Origin of the sequence: Microcoleus sp. AT3-A2, assembly GCF_036705685.1 — a bacterium.
In the GTDB taxonomy this organism is placed as follows: Bacteria; Cyanobacteriota; Cyanobacteriia; order Cyanobacteriales; family Microcoleaceae; genus Microcoleus.
Genome location: NZ_JAUBVF010000013.1, coordinates 65509 through 82441 on the forward strand (window position 1 = coordinate 65509; position 16933 = coordinate 82441).

13 protein-coding genes and 1 tRNA gene are annotated in these 16933 nt (G+C 45.6%); 10 read left to right on the top strand and 4 right to left on the bottom strand.

Features of this window, described 5'->3' with window-relative positions; translation table 11 throughout:
- Positions 1-183 precede the first annotated feature (183 nt).
- The 3 genes from QUB37_RS10565 to QUB37_RS10575 all read left to right on the top strand — a co-directional run bounded on the left by QUB37_RS10565 (position 184) and on the right by QUB37_RS10575 (position 2780).
- The gene (locus QUB37_RS10565; RefSeq protein ID WP_333161654.1) at positions 184-705 is read left to right on the top strand and encodes a hypothetical protein; all 522 of its coding nucleotides are present in this window, start codon (positions 184-186) and stop codon (positions 703-705) included.
- Between the two features lie 554 nt (positions 706-1259).
- Positions 1260-2594 carry a hypothetical protein gene (locus QUB37_RS10570; protein ID WP_333161656.1) on the top strand — a complete coding sequence of 445 codons (1335 nt, stop codon included), beginning with the start codon at positions 1260-1262 and terminating at the stop codon, positions 2592-2594.
- Positions 2595-2606: 12 nt separating this feature from the next.
- Entirely contained in the window at positions 2607-2780 is a 174-nt protein-coding gene (locus tag QUB37_RS10575; RefSeq protein WP_333161658.1) for a hypothetical protein, read from the top strand.
- 172 nt (positions 2781-2952) lie between these two features.
- Here QUB37_RS10575 and QUB37_RS10580 read toward each other — a convergent pair whose 3' ends face one another.
- The gene (locus QUB37_RS10580) at positions 2953-3273 is read right to left on the bottom strand and encodes a hypothetical protein (protein WP_333039230.1); all 321 of its coding nucleotides are present in this window, start codon (positions 3271-3273) and stop codon (positions 2953-2955) included.
- 112 nt (positions 3274-3385) lie between these two features.
- On the opposite strand from QUB37_RS10580, the gene QUB37_RS10585 reads away from it, so the two are divergent.
- From QUB37_RS10585 to QUB37_RS10610, 6 genes are all read left to right on the top strand, one after another.
- Positions 3386-4279: an ion channel gene (locus QUB37_RS10585; RefSeq protein ID WP_333161660.1), complete on the top strand. Its 894-nt coding sequence runs from the start codon at positions 3386-3388 to the stop codon at positions 4277-4279.
- Positions 4280-4340: 61 nt separating this feature from the next.
- The gene (locus QUB37_RS10590; protein WP_333161662.1) at positions 4341-4688 is read left to right on the top strand and encodes a DUF433 domain-containing protein; all 348 of its coding nucleotides are present in this window, start codon (positions 4341-4343) and stop codon (positions 4686-4688) included.
- Positions 4689-4838: 150 nt separating this feature from the next.
- Positions 4839-6014: an exonuclease SbcCD subunit D gene (locus QUB37_RS10595; protein WP_333161664.1), complete on the top strand. Its 1176-nt coding sequence runs from the start codon at positions 4839-4841 to the stop codon at positions 6012-6014.
- Positions 6015-6275: 261 nt separating this feature from the next.
- Entirely contained in the window at positions 6276-9317 is a 3042-nt protein-coding gene (locus QUB37_RS10600; RefSeq protein ID WP_333161666.1) for an SMC family ATPase, read from the top strand.
- A gap of 88 nt (positions 9318-9405) precedes the next feature.
- Positions 9406-10575 (top strand): pyridoxal phosphate-dependent aminotransferase, encoded by a 1170-nt coding sequence (locus QUB37_RS10605; protein WP_333161776.1) that lies wholly within the window; start codon positions 9406-9408, stop codon positions 10573-10575.
- A 16-nt stretch (positions 10576-10591) separates the two neighbouring features.
- A complete protein-coding gene (locus QUB37_RS10610) occupies positions 10592-12505 on the top strand; it encodes an aminopeptidase P family protein (protein WP_333161668.1) in 1914 nt (637 codons plus the stop codon).
- Positions 12506-12744: 239 nt separating this feature from the next.
- On the opposite strand, the gene QUB37_RS10615 is transcribed toward QUB37_RS10610, so the two are convergent.
- From QUB37_RS10615 to QUB37_RS10625, 3 genes are all read right to left on the bottom strand, one after another.
- Entirely contained in the window at positions 12745-12945 is a 201-nt protein-coding gene (locus QUB37_RS10615) for a hypothetical protein (protein ID WP_333161670.1), read from the bottom strand.
- A 54-nt stretch (positions 12946-12999) separates the two neighbouring features.
- Positions 13000-13072, bottom strand: a tRNA-Thr gene (locus tag QUB37_RS10620).
- A gap of 140 nt (positions 13073-13212) precedes the next feature.
- On the bottom strand, positions 13213-15369 hold the full coding sequence (locus tag QUB37_RS10625; protein WP_333161672.1) for a WD40 domain-containing protein: 2157 nt from the start codon (positions 15367-15369) through the stop codon (positions 13213-13215).
- Positions 15370-15748: 379 nt separating this feature from the next.
- On the opposite strand from QUB37_RS10625, the gene QUB37_RS10630 reads away from it, so the two are divergent.
- A complete protein-coding gene (locus QUB37_RS10630; RefSeq protein ID WP_333161674.1) occupies positions 15749-16894 on the top strand; it encodes a sulfate ABC transporter substrate-binding protein in 1146 nt (381 codons plus the stop codon).
- Positions 16895-16933: the final 39 nt, after the last annotated feature.

Sequence of the window (16933 nt, forward strand, 5' to 3'; positions counted from 1 at the left end):
GTGCGCCTCGGCGCCCCTGATCGCTTTAGAGTAACGTGTAAAACTACTTTTTGAGTCCCGAACTATTTTTTCATTTCCCTGCTTTTTAAGCTAGCAGATTCATCCTCAAGGAAGATGAATAGAGATGAGTTTAAAAGGTAAATTTAATTAAGAGTTACAGTTAGATAAAAGGAAAAAAATATCATGAGCGATGACAAAAAAACGGTACATGAACCTGATGCTAACCTCGACCCGATTTCGGGCGAAACAGGGGCTCATCCAGTCGCAACGGGTATTGGTGCGGCGGGTGCGGGTGCGGCAGGTGCTGCGATCGGCGGTGCCATCGGCGGGCCTGTAGGAGCAGTGGTAGGCGCTGTGGTGGGTTCGTTTGGCGGCGGTTTGGTGGGCAAAGGTGTGGGCGAGGCGATCGACCCCACGGTAGAAGAGGCTTACTGGCAAAGCAACTACAGTTCCCGTCCTTACGTGGACACTAGCGCGACTTACGAAGACTATCAGCCTGCATACCGCACGGGTTATGAAGGATACAGTCGCTATGGCGCTACGGGTAAGAAATACCACGAGATCGAAGACGATTTGCGGCGCGACTACGAAACAAATCGGGGTAAGTCTAAAGTGACTTGGGAAAAAGCTAAGCCCGCCACGCGCGACGCTTGGGATCGGGTGGAACGCGCTGTTCCTGGCGACATTGACAAAGACGGTCGCTAAGGGCTTACGCCAAGTATTTCTCTGTCTTGGAGACACACAAACTCAAGCGTTCCGGTTATTTTTAGCCTGGTACCGGAATGGAGGAAAGTGTTTGAGCAAAAAAACCCGGCTGCAGCGTCTTGGACTGTTGTTGATAGGTGCCACAGTTTTTAACGCGAGTTTAGCGAAGTTTTTGGGGATTTTCAGCCCCTCTCTACATCGGAGAGGGTATTTTTATGCTCCCTTGAAATCGCCTTTTTCAGCACGATTTTTTTTTATTTTACAGGACTGTTCGCTGCGAGAACTCCCTAGAGACGCAGAGGCTTTGCTGTACTCGACGATCGCACTCGTAATAAACGCTTTTTACCAAATCGGGATGCTTCTGTTGGAGATGGGCATTTTTTTTTGACTATTAGCCTTAAAATTAAGCTTATTCAGGACTGAGGCATCGATCGCATATTTCTGTTATTGTTCGCGATGCGCTTTCTTCAATCGCAGCCGGATCGTAAAGCATCGGTGGCTTCAAGTCCGATAATTGTTAATCTAAATCCTCTCATTCTAAATTGGTATTACTTGTGGATGAAATGTTGGAAAGAGCTTGGACACTCAAGCAAAATTTAATTGACTTTGTGCTGGATGCTGAGGGAGAGTTGGCGGTAGCTTTGGAAGCTTATGCTGCTGCTCGATCGATCGGCGAACGCTACGACATTGCTCAGCAAAATCAAGTGATTGACAGTTTTACCGTCGAAGGTAAAGTCGGAGACAAAACGCCGATCGACCTATTTGTCGAAAGTCAGCCGGATTTAACCGAGAGCGATCGTAGCTTGCTCGAAAGTTGGGAGCACAGAAGCTTCACTGGCTTATTTGAAATCACTCAACTTTCCCCCGACAGGTTTGAACTGATGAACTGGCTGACGGCTAAGCACTACGTTGTCAAGCCCAACAGTCCTAATTTTCTTGCAGAAATGTCTCGCTTTAAGTTAGGAGAAATCTTGCTGGCTCGGATTTCTCCCCTTACCGATGACTGGTGGGTACTTTCGAGCTCTCCCATCCTGAAGGGGAAATTGGGTAAGCCGAAGTTGGCGGTGGCGATCGGCAATTTCAAGCAAAATCACAAACAGAACCTGTACAGCGATGCGCCGGAATTGTTAGAGCAAGCTTGGGATTCGGTAGAAAAGTACCACGAAGATTTTACCGAATTTTTTGGCAGCGAGGAAGTAACGCTATCGGGATATCACCTGAATAAACAGTTGGCTGAATTTCAGGAATTTATCACTAAAAAACGCCTAGCTGATATCGGCGTTGATGGAAGTAAATCTCTGGCGGATATCGTTGAAGATGCCGGAGTCGATCGAGAAGAAGTCAAAGCAGCCGCCATCGCCGCAGCAGGTGCCGATGCTAACGCAGTTGAGGTAATGCTCGACAGCAATGCTAGTTCAAAAATGGTAATGCCAAAAGTCGAATTGCCCGATCGCTTCAAGAAAGCCGAACAGGTGACAGCACTTTCTCATCCTCGCTGGGGACAAACCTTTTTGTCTACTTACGCTCAATTTACTGCACTGCTAGCAGCCGAAGACTTTTCAACCGTTCCCGGTTACGAAAAGCTGGTGCGTAACTATCTAGAAGATCCTGCAATTAATGTCTGGATTTGGCAACGGTTAGCTAAAGTTAATCCAGCGAAATTAGAACAAGTTTTGCAAACTGTATTGCAGCGGACTAATTTTCAGATCGATCGCGATTTAGATGCCTTGCTGGAAGAGTTCAAAAAACCCTTAGAACCCGAACTCCCGGAAATTGCCAGCGTTCCCGTGCACCTGCACAACTTATTTCAGGAAGCTTTAGGCGAAGTTAATAAGTCAAAGTCCAAACCGCAGGAGAAAAAGAAAAGCTCTAAAGGCTTTAAATCCTAAGCAACTAAGTTAGTGGCAGACTCCTACACGCTATGCTATCGCATACAGTGTAGGCTGCTCACCAACTCCATCTACTGCTATGCGCTAATGCGCCGGCTTCGCCAAGGGATACTCGATGAGATTGCCGCAGCCAAGGGAAAGCAGGAAGAGAATGGCAATTTCAAGTGCGAGTGCGATCGACCCTAGCCATTTTGGGCGCGTTAGTCTGCATCCCTCGGATAATAAACCATTAAACAAGCTCACAGCTAGCTGTGAGCTTATTGCCCGGTAATATAACTCAATTAGCTTTGCAGTCAGGACTTGAGTTTTTGTTCACCGCGATCGAAAAAACTGAAGTCCTCACTACAAACACCTTTTGTTAATCTTCAACTCGTCGGACAGCCATGCGTTGCAGCGGCAGGCTGAGTATGCTAGAAGCAGTCAACAAGTAAGAAAGAACCGTAGTCAGCTTCAAACTGAGCAATAACCAGCTATCCTCTGGTAGGTGAAGTTTCAGCCCGAAGAAAGAGATGCAGTACACTATCCAGTAAGTAAAGCTCATCTTGATTAGGATTTCCTCGCTCAAAGTGCGATCGTCCGTTGGCTGCGAGTTGCGATTATCACCCAGCAGGACTAGACCCGCAATAGAAGCCACAAAAGAAACCATAACGAGATAGTCATGCCAGTTAAGCTCAACCATTTCTAAACTCCGCTTTTATCCGAATTTTTGGAATCAGACATCAGTCTAAAGGATAAGTTTTCCCGGTCAAAGCAATAGTTACAAATTGAAACAGCCGCAGTTACAAATCGCAATGAAAATCAACCGCAATCACCAGCCACAGGCTCGTTTAGTCAGTCGCCAAGGACAATTCCCCTTAAATATTGTCAAGTTGGGAGTACCTCGCCTGCATTTTGCCGACCTCTACCACAGGCTGCTAACTCTTTCTTGGCCGCGATTTTTCATCCTGATTTGTCTCTCCTATACAGTCACGAATTCTTTATTTGCCTTAGCTTACTTGGCGGGAGGAGATTGCATTGCTAACGCGCGGCCGGGTTCTTTCCCAGATGCCTTTTATTTCAGCATCCAAACAATGGCGACGATCGGCTACGGCGCTATGTATCCGCGCACGGATTACGCTAATACTATAGTCGCGATCCAAGCGCTTTTTGCTTTGTGGGGAGTCGCGATGGTGACGGGACTGGCTTTTTCGAGATTTTCCAGACCAACAGCTAGAGTTATCTTCAGCCGCGTAGCTGTGATCGCTCCTTTCAACGGCGTTCCGACTCTGATGTACCGCACTGCAAATCAGCGTTTCAACCAAATTTTAGAAGCGCAGCAGCGAGCTACTTTGATCCGTGACGAGGTAACAGCGGAAGGAGAATTTATGCGGCGTTTTTACGATTTGCAATTGGTGCGAAGTCACTCTCCGGTTTTTGCATTAACTTGGACGGTTATGCACGCAATTGAGGAGAGCAGTCCTTTGTACCAACTTACTGCTCAAGACTTGATGGAACAGCAAGCAGAAATTGTAATTACGTTAACAGGAATTGACGAAACAGTTTCGCAAACTATTCATGCGCGACATTCTTTTGTGGCGTCTGAAATTATGTGGAATATGCGGTTTGTAGATATTCTTTTGAAATCGGCGACGGGAGGGCGGGTGGTTGATTATACTCGGTTTCACGATGTGCAGCCGGTTGAATGAAAGTTTTGATTTAGCCACCAGTGCTAGAATACCTGTATGGCAAAAAAAAAAATTAATATTTATGAACTCAATAACGGCAAATACGACACTGAAAGAATTGCAACCGCAACTCTTAGCTTTAACTCCCGAAGAGAAGGCTCAAGCTATAGAATTACTAGCCCAAAGTTTAAGAAAATTTTGGTCGGGAATTCAAAAAACTCCCGGCGTGTGCGGCGGCGATGCTTGCATCAGACAAACGCGAATTCCTGTTTGGGTGCTGGTGAATGCTCGCGATTTAGGTATTTCTGAGGCTGAACTCTTAGAAGACTATCCGACTCTGCGTGCCGCTGATTTGGTGAATGCTTGGGCTTATGCTGAGGCATATTCTGATGAGATTGAAATAGCAATTAGAGAACAGGAAGAGGCATAAACTGTGGCAGATATTTATACCGCGATCGCACAAAACATTAAAACTGAGATATTTTACCATTTTAAATCAGGCTTTTATGAACGGGCAAGATGCCCGTTCTTGAAAATGGTACAACATCTCAGTTAACATAAACAAAATACTTCTCGTACTATGCGAATAATTCATACTGCTGACTGGCATTTAGGGCGGCGTTTTCGAGGGATAGATCGCACTTTTGAAATTGCGATCGCCCTCGAACAGATTTTGAAGCAAGCAAAAGCCTTGGATGTCGATGCTGTGCTCGTTGCGGGCGACATTTTCGACGTACCCAACCCTCCCGCTTACGCCGAACGCATTGCTTATAACTTTTTCTGCGAACTCCAAGCAGCAGGAATTCCCGCAATTGCGATCGCCGGTAATCACGATTCGGCATCCCGCATCGACAGCATCGCGCAATTGCTTTCCCTCGCCGGTGTTCGCGCTTTAGGCAAACCCAGGCTTTCCGCCGACGGTGGCACAATTACTATTAATACAAAAAGCGGTAAACTTTGTGTGGGAGCGATGCCTTTTGCTTCCGAACAAAGACTGTTAGATGCTAATTCTCTCTGGCAGTCTGGCGATGCTGATCGCCGCAAAGATTACCGCGAAATCGTAGCATATTTACTCGAAGATTTAAGCAGAGAGTTTAGAGATAATACGGTCAATATTCTCATGGGACACATGAGCATTGACGGCGCTCGATTGGCAAAATCCGAAGTCGCTTATTACACGCGAGAAAAATACCTGCTGTCAGCGCAAACTCTGCCCCCGGAAGCTCAGTATGTTGCCCTCGGACACATCCACATTCACCAGCGAATTTCTGAGACTTCTCCCGCTTATTATTCCGGTTCTTTGATTCAGTTAGATTTTGGAGAAGCGGAACAGGAAAAAGGATTTTGCTTGATAGAAGTTGAGCCGGGAAGTCAGGCAAAGGTGGAATTTAAGCCTGTGGCTTGCCACAAGCCGTTAAAAGTGCTTAAATGTCATAACGACAATCTCGATGAAAGTTTACAAGCTCATCAGTATCATCCGGGTTTCTTGAAAGTAATTGTCGAACTGGACAGTCCGCAAATCGGACTTGCCGATCGAGTGCGCCAAATCTGTTCTCAAGCGCTGTTAATTGAACCGCGCTATCCAGATGCAGCGCTAGAACCGACAGAAATAACTAATATCGATCCCAATAATTTCGATGCGGCAGCAGAGTTTTGCAACTATTATCAAAACCGCTTGGGAACGACACCGAAACCGGCAGTATTGGAGGAATTTAAAAATTTGTACAAGAAGTTTAAGGAAACAGTTAACAATTAAATGGGTAAAAAGATACAATCCAAAATCCAAAATCTCAAATTTCAAATAGTTTTAAGACTGAAACCCACGCTCAATGTCGCTTGTAGTCGAGTCTAGATCCCCCTAAATCCCCCTTAAGAAGGGGAGTAGGGGTTGACTTTGATAATACTCTTGTTCCCCCCTTGTTAAGGGGGGTTAGGGGGGATCGGGAAGACTGTAGAAGGAAGACAGTAGACCTGAATATAACAATCTAAAACCCCAAATCCCAAATCTAAAATCAGTATGCGTCCACTCGAACTTATTCTCGAAGGATTTACCAGCTTCCACCGCGAACAGCGTTTAGATTTTTCTCAACTCGATTTGTTTGCAATTACTGGTGCTACAGGTGCGGGCAAATCTTCACTGTTAGATGCCATGACTTACGCTCTTTTTGGCACTACTACTCGCAGCGGCAAACAAGTAAGTGATTTGGCGAGCCAAGGTAGCGAAAATTTAAAAGTGCAGTTGCATTTTGCTGTGGGTTCGGCACAGTATCGGGTGACGCGAAGGTGGCGTTTCCGTCCGAAATCTCCCGAAAACAAGGTGATTTTGGACAACTGGCAAAATGGTCAATGGGAAACTTTGGGGACGAGTATCGTTGCTGTTCAAAATACCATTGAACAGATTTTAGGAATGGATTTTGATACTTTTACGCGAGCAATTGTTCTACCTCAAGGCAAGTTTGATGAGTTTATTAAAGGGGATACATCAAAACGTCGGGAAATTTTGCGGCAGTTAGCAGGATTTGAGATTTTTGAGCAGATGCGGAAGGAAACAAATGAGCTGGCAAAGTTGCTGAAACAGGAACGGGAAATGGTTGAAAGGCAGCTAGCGGATTTGAGTGCGCCGACGGCTGATGAGGTGGCTCAAAGACGATCGCAACTTTTGATTTTAGAGCAGCAGTTGCCTGAGTTGGATCGCGCTGTGATGAAAGCTCAGAAGGATCTAGATGAAGAGGAACAGCTATTTTCGCAAATTGCTCGCTGGCAAGAGCTACAACAAGAACTGGCTAAATTAAATGCTAATTCTGCTGAGGTTGCAATTTTAGCACAGCGTTTAGAAAGAGCGCAAGCTGCCAATCATTTGCAGGGAGATTGGGCTTTAGTGCGATCGGCTCGCAGTCAGTATGAGACTGCAGAAAGTGCCTCGGTGGCAGCGCGAAAGCAGTTAATTAAAGCTCGCTCTGAGCTGGCAGTAGAGCAGCAGCAACTTGACTCGGCAAAAGCGAAAGAAGAGGTGCTAGGGCCACAAATTAAGGCTCGCGAAGATGCTCTCGCTGCTGCTAAAGTATATGAAGAACAGCGCGCTCAATTAGAAAAAGAAGTGGCGCTTGCCCAAAAAATTCAACAGGAAAAACTCCGCTTTTTTATGGCAGCAGATAAAGACCTGCAAGCTGCTAACACTAAAATTCAAGGCGCGGGTTTTCGAGTTACTCAAGCAGCGGCACAGCTCGCACAGTATTCGCAGGGAGGGAAGCGTTTAGAGCAATTGCAGCAAATTTCACCCTTATTGATGGAACTTCAGCTAATTACCAAGCAGGGAAAAGCTCAGCAGCAACAGTTGGATAAATCGATCGCAGATAAGGAAAAAACTCAACAGAGTTATGTGGAGGTTGCCACTAATTTAGAAGCAGCAGAAATCAGGTTAAAAGAGTGCGCCCGCGAGTTAGAAGTGGCCCAAACCGCTAATGCGGAAGCGGCACGTTTAGAGAGTGTTGCTGCTATCAGAATGTCGCTGAATTCTGGCGATACTTGCCCGGTGTGCGGGGGGGTGCATCCTGAGAGCGAGAGCCTGCCTCCTTTGCCGAATTCTAATATTGTCGATGTCGCTGGTTTGCGGCAGAAATTGGCGGCAGCAAATCAGGTTTTTCAAGATGCTCAAAGGTTGGCTGCTGAGGCAAAAAGTACAGTTTCAGCTTGCCAGCAAAAAGAGTCGGAAATTGCTCAAATGCTGGAATTAACGGGGAATAGAGTTGCCGAATTGCAGCAGCAAATTACTCAAGTTCTGGAAGATTCTCAGTGGGAAAGCTTGGGGTTGCAGCAGGAGTTGGCAATCCTTAAAGAGAGCGATCGCCAATACCGCGAAACCGAACAGCAGTTCCAACTGGCATCATTGGAATATGATAATTTTCAGGAAAGATTTAATTTGGCGGTGGCGACTCAAGCAGCTAAACAGCAGGAATATCAAGATGCGATCGCCGAATCAGACCGCCGCCAGCAGCAGTTCCAAAGTTGTGTAAATGCGCTTTATCAAATTACGGAATATCAACCTTATGCTAATTTAGCAAAAGTCTTAGAACAAGACAAGCAAGACTTGGCAAATCTGCTTAAAGTGGCCGAAAAATCATATCAAACTGCTCAAAATAAGGTTATTCAAGCAGCAGAGAGAGAGCAACAAGCTGGAGAGGCTTTTGGGCAAGCCCAGGCTCATAAACAGCAGCTAAACCTCGATTGGTCAGCAAAATTAACAGCGGCTGATTTCACAGAAGAGACATTTTTAGCAGCGGTTGCGACAGTTAAGGAACAATCAGAATGGGAAAATGCTATTCGCTCTCACCGCGAATCAAAAATTCAGTTAGAGACGCGGGCGAAAGATTTGAGCGAGGCGATCGCAGGCAGAACTACGGATGAGAATACTTTAGCACAAGTGCGATCGGCAAAACATACCGCCCAAGAAAACCTCAAACAAGCCAACAACAACCGCGCCGAACTTTTAGCTTGGATTCAAGTAGCAGCTCAAAATCTCGAACAAGCCGAAAGACTGTCACAGCAAATCACAAATTTCACAGAACAAGAGCAAACTTATCACACCTTAGCGCAGAATCTCAAATCCAACGAATTTCAATCCTACATTTTAGAACATTTAGAAGCAGAATTAGTCGGCAGCGCCACCTTAATTTTGCAAGAATTAACCGAAAATCGCTACAAACTAAAAAACCAAGACGGCGAATACTGGGTAGCAGATAATTGGAACGGTGGCGAAGCTAGACGAGTACGCACTCTTTCCGGTGGCGAAACCTTTGCAACTTCCTTATCAATGGCTTTAGCTTTGTCAGAAAAACTGTCTCAAGGAACTCACTTGGGCAGCTTATTTCTTGATGAAGGATTTGGCACTTTAGATACCGAAACTCTCGAAAGCGTTACTCAAATTTTAGAATCTTTGCGGCAGCGAGAAAGGCTGATTGGAGTGATTACCCACGTTCGAGAATTGGGCGAAAGATTGCCCGCACAGGTTAAAGTTTCTAAATCCCCGCAAGGTTCTAAAATAGAAGTACATAGATCCTGAAGCGGAGAGGCGAGTGCGTGAAATAGTAAACTTGCTTCAGGACGTACATTATCACGAAACCTGCCCCTAGAATTCCCTATAATATATGATGAAAAATCACGCGACTCGAATGCAATCGGTACAGTCGCCCATAATTCCAGTAGTTGGCGAACTGATTCGCCAAAATCCGGGAACGATATCATTAGGACAAGGCGTAGTTTACTACAATCCGCCACAAGAATCATTTGATAAAATCCCGGAATTTTTCGCAAATCCCGACAATCACAAATACAAAGCCGTGGAAGGAATTTCACAATTACAGGATGCAATCGCAGCCAAACTAAAAACCGATAACGGCATAGAAATTAATAGCAAAAACTGCATTGTTGTTACCGCCGGCAGTAACATGGGATTTACCAACGCCATTCTCGCTATCACTTCTGCGGGAGACGAAGTTATTATCCAATCACCTTATTACTTCAACCACGAAATGGCGGCAATTATGGCAAATTGCCGACCAGTGATAGTAGAAACCGATGCCAACTATCAACTTAATATCGATGCTATAAAAAAAGCAATTACGAACAAAACGCGAGCCATAGTTACCATTTCACCAAATAATCCCACTGGTGTTGTTTATTCGGTCGAAGCACTCCGGGAAGTTAACGAAATTTGTCGCCAGCACAACATATATCACATCAGCGATGAAGCTTACGAATATTTTACTTATAACGGTGTCAAACACTGTTCGCCCGCCGCTTTTCCCAACAGCAACGAATATACAATTTCTCTGTTTAGCCTCTCCAAGGCTTACGGTTTTGCTAGTTGGCGGATCGGGTATATGGTAATACCAGAACACTTGCTGGTTTCAGTGAGAAAGATTCAAGATACCATCTTAATTTGTCCGCCCGTAATTTCTCAGTATGCAGCCCTGGGAGCCTTGCAAATTGGTAGAGGTTACTGCGATAATTATGTAAGGGCGATCGCATCCGTGCGCCAACTCGTATTAGACGAACTCAATACCATCCAAAATTTGTGTACAATTTCCCCTGCCTGCGGAGCTTTCTACTTTTTCTTGAAAGTTGATACTGAACTCGATACAATGGAATTAGTAGAAAAATTAATTCGTGAATATCGCGTAGCCGTGCTTCCCGGTACAACATTCGGCATGGATAGCGGCTGCTATTTGCGGGTTGCTTATGGTGCTTTGGAAAAAGCAACCGCCACCGCAGGTATTAGGAGATTAGTTAAAGGTTTGAAGACAATTTTAAACAAGTAAAATAGGAAATTTAAAAATGGTTGCCACTAACTTAAAAGCAAATACAAAGATTCAAGATACTTCCGCTTCAAAACTGGCAGATTTGCGCGATTTGATGGCAGATTACGACTTAGATTGCTATTACATCCCAGCGGTTGACGAACATTTAAATTTATCAGTTCCAGCAGCCAAGCAGCGACGAGCTTGGATGTGCGGTTTTACGGGTTCCGCTGGTGATTTGTTGGTTGGCAAAGATTCCGCTTGGTTGTTTGTGGATTCCCGCTATTACGAACAAGCCGAATTGCAAGTCGATACTGGAATTATTCAAATATCGAAACTCGGCTTAGAAGGAAATTTAACCTTAATTGAAACTTTAGAAAAACTGGCTGTAGAATCGACCGAAAAATCAAGGAAAATTCGCATGGGTTTTGACCCGTTTACTGTAGCGACAGAGCAATATCAAAATTGGGTGAAAAAATTTGCAACTGCGGAGATTGATCTCATACCAATCCGGGAGAATTTGACAGACAAAGTGCGATCGCAAACTCCTTGGCAAACAGCAGAGACTTTACCCGCGATTGATGCAGAACCCATATTTAGCTTACCTGTATCCCTGACAGGAGAAACCGCCGCCGAAAAATTAGCCAGAGTTAGGGAAGCGATGCAAAAAGCCAATATCGATGTGCTTCCGATTACCAACTTGAATCAAATAGCGTGGCTGTTCAATCTCCGAGGCTCGGATATTCCCCACATTCCCATTTTCATATCCTATGCCATTGTTACCACAGATTCAGCGTTTTTGTTTACAAATCCCGAACGAATTTCACCAGAAATCAAGCAAGAATTGCGGGCGGATGTAACTTTGCTTCCCTACGCCGACTATCCGCATACATTAGAAACTTGCGTAAATTTGCCACATAAAGTTCGGGTACTTTTAGACCAGAAACACAGCACAGCAGGCACGTACCAGTTAATATTAAACCATCAAGAAGCGCAGTTATACAACATCGAAATAGTTTTTGATACTCATCCAGTAGAAGGGATGAAAGCTCGCAAAAATCCGGTTGAAATCGAGCAGATGAAATCAGCAAATTTCAAAGCAAGCCGAGCGAAAACTTTGGCTTTAAAGTGGTTGACAGAACAGCTAGAAAATGGTAATGTAGTGACAGAGTTTGATGTCAAAGAAAGCATCGAAAAATTTTACCAGCAAGAAACAGATTTTCAGACTTTAACTTTTAGAACGATCGCCGGTGCGGGAGCCAATAGCTCGATCGTACATTATGGAACCCCCAGCCCAGAAATAACGTTAAAACCGGGGGAACTGCTGTTATTGGACTCAGGCGCGCAATATTTAGCAGGTACAACCGACGATACGAGAACAGTAAGTATCGGAGAACCCACGGCGCTACAAATAGAACACTACACAACAGTCTTAATCGCGCACATCAACTGTGCAATGCAGCAATTCCCCAAAGGAACAACGGGAGCGCAATTAGATGCGATCGCCCGTGCGGTATTATGGCAAGAACAGCTAGACTACGGACACGGTACAGGGCACGGAGTCGGCGCGTTTTTAGCCGGCCACGAAGGGCCAAACGGCATCAGCAAATCTGTGCAGTATCCCCTGGAAGCGGGAATGGTAACGAGCATCGAACCGGGATATTACGAACCGGGATGGGGCGGAATTCGCATCGAAAATCTCTATGTTGTCAGGGAAATGCCATCCAAAAACGGTACGGTTTGGTACGGATTTGAATCGCTGACGTATATTCCGTTTGAGCGCAAATTGATAAATGTCGATCGACTCTCAAAGACTCAACTAGCATGGTTGAATAATTATCATGCTGCTGTAGTCGAGAAACTGGAACCCGTACTTGATGCAGCAACAATTGAATGGTTGAAAAAAGCCTGCGCTGCGTTAGGTAAAATTGATGTTACTGTTAGCCTATAAGCCGATCGTACTCTGCGTGCGCGCCGATCCAAAACCACAAAATACCCTGCTCAATCCCTATACCCAAAGCTCGGTAGTCTTGTCCGGCTCTGACTGACCAATACTTGCCGACTTTTTTGAAATGCAGCGATGGATGAGTTGGATCGGCTTTAAGTAACTCGTAACATCGATGGCTGAAAGCTTTACTGTTTCAGGTAAAGCGTTGTAGCATTCCCAAAATCGACGAGTCGTGTAGTGCATCAAATTTCCCGATAGCGCCCCGCCTCAAAATCTGCGATCGCCTCCTGGGCTAAATCTTCCAACTTACCGCCAGCAATATCTTGTTCTAACTGATCGTCCCAACGCCGATAATCCAACTCAAGAAACCATTCCAAAAGTTGATGAAACTTATCTGGTGGTAGATCCAGGATAGCGGCTTCAATTTGCTCGATCGTCAACATAGAGCTTATGATTTGTAGATAGTTATGTTATATCTATCAAAATTATACTAATAAAGCTGGTGACAGGATTTGAACCTGCGACAGGCTGATTACAAATCAGCTACTCTACCAACTGAGTTACACCAGCAGTGAAAATTAATATAGCAAACTTATAGTCATTAGCGCAACCCCCCCAGCCAACTTTTTTTTCAAATTCGCTCAAAACCCCTCCCCGTACAGGCCAAACCGGAATTGTCTGCCCGCTGCCCACAGCCCAGTGCCAATTAACTAATCGCAGCGCCAAATCTTAATCGTCTGATCCGCACTGCCGCTGGCGAGCAAATTGCCCGAAGGTGCGATCGCCACCGAGTACACCGTACCCGAATGTCCCTTAAGACTGGTCAACAATTCCCCGGTCTGCAAATTCCAAATATTAATCGTATTATCATCGCACCCGCTAGCCAAAGTCAAACCGTCCCCACTGATAGCAACCGACTCGCCCCGACTCACATAATTCTTCAAAATATGCAGGGCCTCATTCGTTCCTAAATTCGGTACACCCTTTCCCCTCCCAGAATTAGTATTTAAAATCCGCAACAAACTGCCCCTATGCAAATTTCGCAGCTTAATCGTATAATCATTGCTCACGCTAGCAAGAATCTGACCATCCGGCGCGATCGCCACAGAATTCACCCCAACATTCAACCCCGAAAGAGTCCGCAGCAACTTGCCGCTTTCCACATCCCAAACCTTACTCGTCGCATCCGAACTGCCACTCGCCAATATTTTACCGTCCGGGCTAAAAACCACCGCATTCACATTGTCAGAATGACCCTTCAAAGTCCGCAGCAACTCACCACTCCGCAAATTCCACAGCTTAATCGTATTATCAGCCCCGCCGCAGCTAGCAATTACCAGGCGCTTCGGGTTAATCGCCACCGAATTCACCTCCATAGAATGTCCCGGAAAAGTACACAGCAAATCGCCGTTGTGCAAATTCCAAAACTTAATTGTTTCGTCCGAACTGCCACTGACCAACATTTTTCCGTCATAGCTAATAGCAACCGAATTTACGCGATCGGAATGTCCCGTCAGAGTGCCAATTAATTCCGTTGTTTCTAAATTCCAAATCTTAATAGTTTTATCCCAACTACCGCTAGCCAAAATTTTGCCGTCAGGGCTAATCGCCAGAGAATTCACAAACGATGAATGTCCCGGCAGCGTAAATACACACCGCCATTTCTGATGTTTTAATTTATGAGCTAATTCCTTCACCCGCTTAGCTGCTGCCTCAGCTTCCTCTCTGCGTTTGAGTTCAGCCTCCTCCAAACGCTGGCGTTCCGCCCTAGCTTTCGCCTCTCGCAGCGCCAGCCGCCGCATCTCTCCCTTATAGACTATTCGCTGCTGCTCCTGAATTTCTTTAAGAGTTTCAATATAGGGTTGGGCCCAATCTTTAGAAAACCATTCCTGAGCAAATTCAGCCTGTAATTTAAATAACTGAGGTTCGTGAGTAAAATCGATATTTAAATAATACAAATCCGCTAAAAAAGCAGCCAATAACTTGTGAATAGTCACAATTATTTGCCGAATAATCCGCAGGCTCAGCTTTTTGTCTTTCCCCTCCGCCTCCAACTGGTGATAAACCTCTTCCCAATTCCAAGGCTGCATCGCCACTAGAGAAACGCTCTGATTGATGACTCCCCAAAAACCCACATGAAAATTAACTTCATAATCGCTGATATCGCTGTACAGTATAGCTGTCGGTACGGGAGACAACACAGTCTGCAACCGCTCCACATCAATATCAGAAATGGATTTTTTGAAATAGTCTCCGTAAAACTGAACCGGGCACAAATCTCCGTGCGGGGGGTAGTGCTGGTTCAAAAAAGCTCTTAACTTAGCCGGCAGCTCGATATTCAGATTGTGGCGAAACGAATCGGGGCAATCTTGGCTAATTTTTGCGGGAGCAACTAACAGCAGCAATCGGTGCTGCTGCTGCTGCAAAATCTGTTCAGTTTCCTGCCTGCTCAAATTAGAAAACCAGTTGTCCCTGTCCCAAATTGTTTGAATTTCGCTCAGCTTAACTCGAATTGCTTCTGATTGAAACTCCCGCATTAAGTCGCGGCAAAGTCGGCTAATTGCCCGCTTATCTCTTACTTCTTGTGCCTTAATTCGATTAGCCCGTTCTTCCTTTACCCTTTCTTCTGCGTCGGCGATCGCGATTAATTCTTGTTCTCTGGCCTGCTGCCGCTGCAAATATCTCATTTGTGCTTTAATCCAGCGGGGGTCTTTTTTGATTTGCTGGTTCAAAGCTGAAGAACCCGATGGCTCAATTTCTGCATAGCGTTCGCTGACAGCGTTTGCCCCCAATCTTTCTCCCAATTCAGAGGCTACAGGCTTCAACAGTTCAATTAGGGTGTCTGAGACGGGGCGGGGTAGGGACATACCAGTTAAAACTTTTTCTTAGTTTAAGGGCGATCGCGCGAGTCAGGCATATCTCGCTGGGGCGGGGACTCTTGGCAGGGCTATTACATTTGGGCGATCGGCCGATGGTATATGTAAGGCGTATCATGCAGGCGTATCGTGCAGCCGCGCAAGTTTAGCACCTTAACTCAATAAGAGTATTTATACACTTTACATTTTACCCCGAATCTGAATCGAAAACACCGACGGAAAAGACTTCAGGATATGCGATCGACCCTGAGTTCCCCCAATTTGTTTTTTTTGTTGCCTTTTGACTCGCTCTTGTCTATAATCGTACTTCACAACCATAATTACGGTATTCCTACCCAATAACCGTAGTTTATCTAGAGGAACAAATATAATGAGCCCGTGGCAACGCCTAACTCAACACCTTTACTGGCCGCAACAGCGATCAGCCAGCACAAATCAATCATTTACTGCCATGAGAAGATTTGTATCGCTATTTTTAGTGGGAATAACTTTAAGTCTGGCCGTTGCATCCTGCAGCCAGGGAAGCACCAACAACCCCGCAGCCACTCCAGGCGGTGCTACCCCAGCAGCTAACAAAGGCAACGTAGAATTAACCCTAGTATCCTTCGCCGTCACCAAAGCCGCGCACGAAGCGATAATTCCCAAATTCGTAGAACAATGGCAAAAAGAAAAAGGCCAAACCGTCACCTTCAACCAAAGCTACGGCGGTTCCGGTTCCCAAACTCGCGCCGTAATTGACGGTTTAGAAGCAGACATCGTACACCTAGCCCTCGCCCTCGACACTCAAAGAATCGAAAAAGCCGGACTAATTGAGCCTGGGTGGGAAAAAGAAGTCCCCAACGAAGGCATAGTCAGCAAATCCGTAGGAGCAATAGTCACCCGCGAAGGCAATCCCAAAGGCATCACAAACTGGGAAGATTTAAGCAAAGACGGAGTAAAAGTGATTACTGCCGATCCCAAAACATCAGGCGTTGCACGCTGGAATTTCCTCGCACTCTGGGGTTCGGTTGTTAAAACCGGAGGAGACGAAACCAAAGCATTAGACTTGACTACTAAAGTCTACAAAAACGTCCCCATCCTGACTAAAGACGCCCGCGAAGCCACCGATGTATTTTTCAAACAAGGCCAAGGCGACGCCTTAATTAATTACGAAAACGAGGTTATTTTGGCTGGTGAGAAAGGCGAAAAACCGACTTATACTATTCCAGACGTGAATGTGTCGATCGATAATCCGATTGCCATTGTCGATAAAAACGTTGATAAACACGGGACTCGCGAAGTCGCCGAAGCATTTGTCAAGTTTCTCTACACCCCAGAAGCGCAGCGAGAATTTGCCAAAACAGGATTTCGACCAGTAGATGCGACAGTAGCGGCGGAACCAGAATTTGTCCAAAAATATGCTCCCATCAAAACCCTATTTACAGCTCAAGACTTAGGAGGCTGGGGAGATATTCAGCAGAAATTCTTCGATGACGGAGCTGTTTTTGACAAAATTCAAGGTTCAATTAGACAGTAGTAGCCGGGGCGGGTTTACGAGATGATTGGTTTTAGGCAA

Coding starts and splice junctions, on each gene's coding strand:
- QUB37_RS10565 (WP_333161654.1), top strand. CDS start 184: ATGAGCGATGACAAAAAAACGGTACATGAACCTGATGCTAACCTCGAC.
- QUB37_RS10580 (WP_333039230.1), bottom strand. CDS start 3,273: ATGGTTGAGCTTAACTGGCATGACTATCTCGTTATGGTTTCTTTTGTG.
- QUB37_RS10585 (WP_333161660.1), top strand. CDS start 3,386: ATGAAAATCAACCGCAATCACCAGCCACAGGCTCGTTTAGTCAGTCGC.
- QUB37_RS10590 (WP_333161662.1), top strand. CDS start 4,341: ATGAACTCAATAACGGCAAATACGACACTGAAAGAATTGCAACCGCAA.
- QUB37_RS10595 (WP_333161664.1), top strand. CDS start 4,839: ATGCGAATAATTCATACTGCTGACTGGCATTTAGGGCGGCGTTTTCGA.
- QUB37_RS10600 (WP_333161666.1), top strand. CDS start 6,276: ATGCGTCCACTCGAACTTATTCTCGAAGGATTTACCAGCTTCCACCGC.
- QUB37_RS10605 (WP_333161776.1), top strand. CDS start 9,406: ATGAAAAATCACGCGACTCGAATGCAATCGGTACAGTCGCCCATAATT.
- QUB37_RS10610 (WP_333161668.1), top strand. CDS start 10,592: ATGGTTGCCACTAACTTAAAAGCAAATACAAAGATTCAAGATACTTCC.
- QUB37_RS10615 (WP_333161670.1), bottom strand. CDS start 12,945: ATGTTGACGATCGAGCAAATTGAAGCCGCTATCCTGGATCTACCACCA.
- QUB37_RS10625 (WP_333161672.1), bottom strand. CDS start 15,369: ATGTCCCTACCCCGCCCCGTCTCAGACACCCTAATTGAACTGTTGAAG.
- QUB37_RS10630 (WP_333161674.1), top strand. CDS start 15,749: ATGAGCCCGTGGCAACGCCTAACTCAACACCTTTACTGGCCGCAACAG.